Here is a 3,200-nt window from a genome sequence, read left to right as displayed (position 1 = left end):
CGAAGGCGAAAAAACGTTCGCACGCGTCATTGAGAAATCGGTCGAACCGGGAGCGGGGTTTTTAAGCGCCATCGACGGTATTGCCGCTCGCAACGGCCGGAGCGGCGGGGTGGCCCGCCCGCCGCGCCCCGACGACCTGCTGCCCACCGAAGCCATGCCCCTCATCACACCCCAGGCCAAGCCCTTTGCCAACCTGCTATGGTCCCGACGCAGCTTTATCAACATCTCCCGCGGACTGTGCCCGGAATCCTGCGCCTATTGCGTGGCCAACAACCGGACCATCAACCCGCGCCGGTTTCGGTTCATGCAAATCGACCGGATTCTCGCGCAGCTGCACCTGTATCAGGACCACGGTATTCAAAGCGTATTTTTGGGGGAGAACCATTTCCTGGACACGGCCTTCATGAAAACGCTGATCGCCGCCATCATCGGCGAGAAGCTGGACCTGACCTTCGAGCTGGAAACCCACCCCGCTTTGTTTGAGGACCGGGACCTGCTGCCGAAAATGGTCGCGGCCGGTTTTCACCGCTACACCATGGGCTGCGAGAGCGGCTCCGACGCCCTTTTGAAGCGCATGGGGCGCCGCTCGACCCGCCAACAAATCATGACCGGCGTCCGGCGCATTGCCGACGCCGGGGGACTGGCGGTGACCTCCTGGATCTGTAACCTGCCGGGCGAGAGCCAATCCGATTTCATGGCAACGTTGACGTTGCTGGACCACGTTGTCGAGGCCGGCGGGTTTGTCTACTGGATCGAAAACCTGCACGTCCTGCCCGGCAGCCGGCTCTACGAAAATCCGGAACAGTGGCAAATCGATATTCTGCTCAAGCGACTGGACGATTGGATCCGCTGGGCCCAGATTTCCAAAACGTTTGTGACGCCCGAGGAAGCCGCCGCAGATCCCCGACGCTACCTGACCCATCTCAATCACGGAACGCCCCCCGGGACCATGATCCAGCGTTTTTATCGCCAGCGCGCACGTGCCCGCGATCGGGTCCCGGAGATGAAAGCCAATCTGGCGGATCGCGCCGCCCATCTGCCGCCGGAACTGACCCGTACCGAGATGCAGAAGTTGGGCTGGTATGCCGCCAAGGGCTGGCAGCTGCTGTTATTTTAGTCGAAGCAATCCCCAAGTGAGGCTTCTCCCGCATTACGGGGGACCCCAGTTACCCCCGAAGGGGGCTTGAAAACGGCTTTGGAGGTTTTGGTTTTGAATTTCCCTTTGCCCCGCGCCGAGCATCGGCGATGCGGCCGGATTAAAATGCGCGGACTGTCTGAGCGAAGCGAGTTTCCGCGTGCTCCGGCCGTGTCGACGACGCGCAGGGAAGCCCTGAAAGGGCCGCGGGACACGGGCGGTTTCTTTTGCTTCCGTTTTCTTGCACGTGCAAGAAAATGAAGGAACCAATTGATGTAAATGAACCCCGGATCAATAGAACCTCTCCGGGTCCTCCACCAAAGGTGGGGGGATTTTAGATCAAAATTATACTATGGAGAGCGCGATGGCCGAACTCAAAGCATTGAACCCGGTAGGACTCTCAGCCAATTTCAATCTGGAGGAGCACGGCGAAAAACCCATCATCAGCCTCTCCTTCCGGGACAGCACGATCCGCCTGGTCTATCGGTTCCCGGGTTACAGTCAGGCCGACCTGCCCGGGGAAGCCGGCCAGTCCGGGTTTCAGCATGAGGTCGGCATCCACGGTACCGGTTTTCTTTCCGAGAGCGGCAAACCGCTGCTGCCGTCCTTCGGGCGGTTCCTCCAGATTCCGCCGGGATACGCATATCAGGTCCGGGTAAAAAAAAGCGGCCTGCGCAAGCGGAAAAACATGAAAATCCGGCCGGCCCAGGAAAACGCCACGGACCAGGACCCCTGGACCTTCGAATTCGACTCCGCGACCTATGACCAGGATCACTATTATCCTGAAGAGACCGTGGCGGTCAGCCGTCCCTTTTACATGGACGGCTACCGCACCCTTTGCATCCACGTCCGGCCCCTGCAATACAACCCCGCCCGGCAACTGCTGCGCTGCTACAGCACCATCGAGGTGACCATCGCATTGTCGGCCGAGAAAGCCCCGCGCCAAAGCGGCCGCAACAAGGACGAAGTACCCCTGTGGGCCTATCTCGACCAGAAGCACAACCTGGAAGGTTTCGGCAACTTTCTCTTTAACCCGGAACGCTACTATTTCAGCAAGGCGGGCCTTCAGGCGCCGAAGCGTAAAATCGCCCACCGCCGCGCCGATACGCCGGATTTTTTAATTCTCTACGGGGAGGCGCTTCAAAAGCCGGCGCAGCGGCTCCAGGCCTGGAAACAGAAATGCGGCCTGACCACCGCTATCGTGCCCGTGGCACCCCTTCTGGCACCCCTCGGGACAAACAGCACGCGCGCCGACCAGGTGCAGGCCATCAAAACCTATATTCGCAAAATGCGGGCCAAGCCCGGATCGCCTTTGCGCTATGTCCTGCTCTTTGGCGACATCGCGGCCATCCCCAGCGAAGAACGGCCGCGGCCCGGAACGGCGGCAACGGGTCAATGCGATACCACCGATCTTTATTACTTCACCCACCGGGATGCCGAAGGTGCCGACTGCCTCGTGCCGTGGGTTGCAGGGGGACGCATCGCCGCCCGGGAAGAAGCGGAGGGCCTCGCCGTGGTGGAGCAGATCATCCACTACGAAAAGTCACCACCCGAGGATCCGGACTATTTTGCGCGCATGACCGTGGCGGCCTATTTCGAAGATAAGGACCGCCTGGGCCGGCAGGACGGCCGCGCCAACCAGGCCTATCTGAAAACCATGGAGACGATCCGGGATCACATGGTCTCCCACGGTTTCGAAGTTCAACGGGTCTATGTTTCCAACAACCGCACGCCGGCCGAATTCAGTGACGGCACACCGGTGCCGCCGAAGCTGAGGGAAGAGCTGATATACAAGACGGACGGCCCCCTGGCCACCAAGAAGCTGATGGGGCTGATCAATACGGGGCAGTTGATCATCGGCCACCGGGGCCACGGAGATCAGCTGGGGTGGCTCAATCCCCCTCTCCGGACAGCGGATATCCAATCGATTGCCGGCACCACCCCCTCGGTCTTTTTCAGCATCAGCTGCCGCACGGGCAGTTTTGACGGTGCGCGGGAATGTTTTGCGGAAGAGCTCCTGGCCATGAACGGCGGCGCGCCCTCCTTGATCGCGGCCACCGAACTA

At 60.6% G+C, this 3,200-nt stretch carries 2 protein-coding genes; both read left to right on the top strand.

All coding sequences use genetic code 11. The features are described from left to right. A partial coding sequence (locus LJE63_10375; protein MCG6907018.1) for a radical SAM protein occupies positions 1–1,117 on the top strand: 1,117 nt, incomplete at its 5' end. Positions 1,118–1,499: 382 nt separating this feature from the next. Next, positions 1,500–3,200, top strand: a 1,701-nt coding sequence (locus LJE63_10370; protein MCG6907017.1) for a C25 family cysteine peptidase, incomplete at its 3' end; no start/stop codon positions are given.

It is taken from the genome of Desulfobacteraceae bacterium (assembly GCA_022340425.1).
In the GTDB taxonomy this organism is placed as follows: domain Bacteria; phylum Desulfobacterota; class Desulfobacteria; order Desulfobacterales; family JAABRJ01; genus JAABRJ01.
This window is presented reverse-complemented; position numbering and strand designations above follow the sequence as displayed.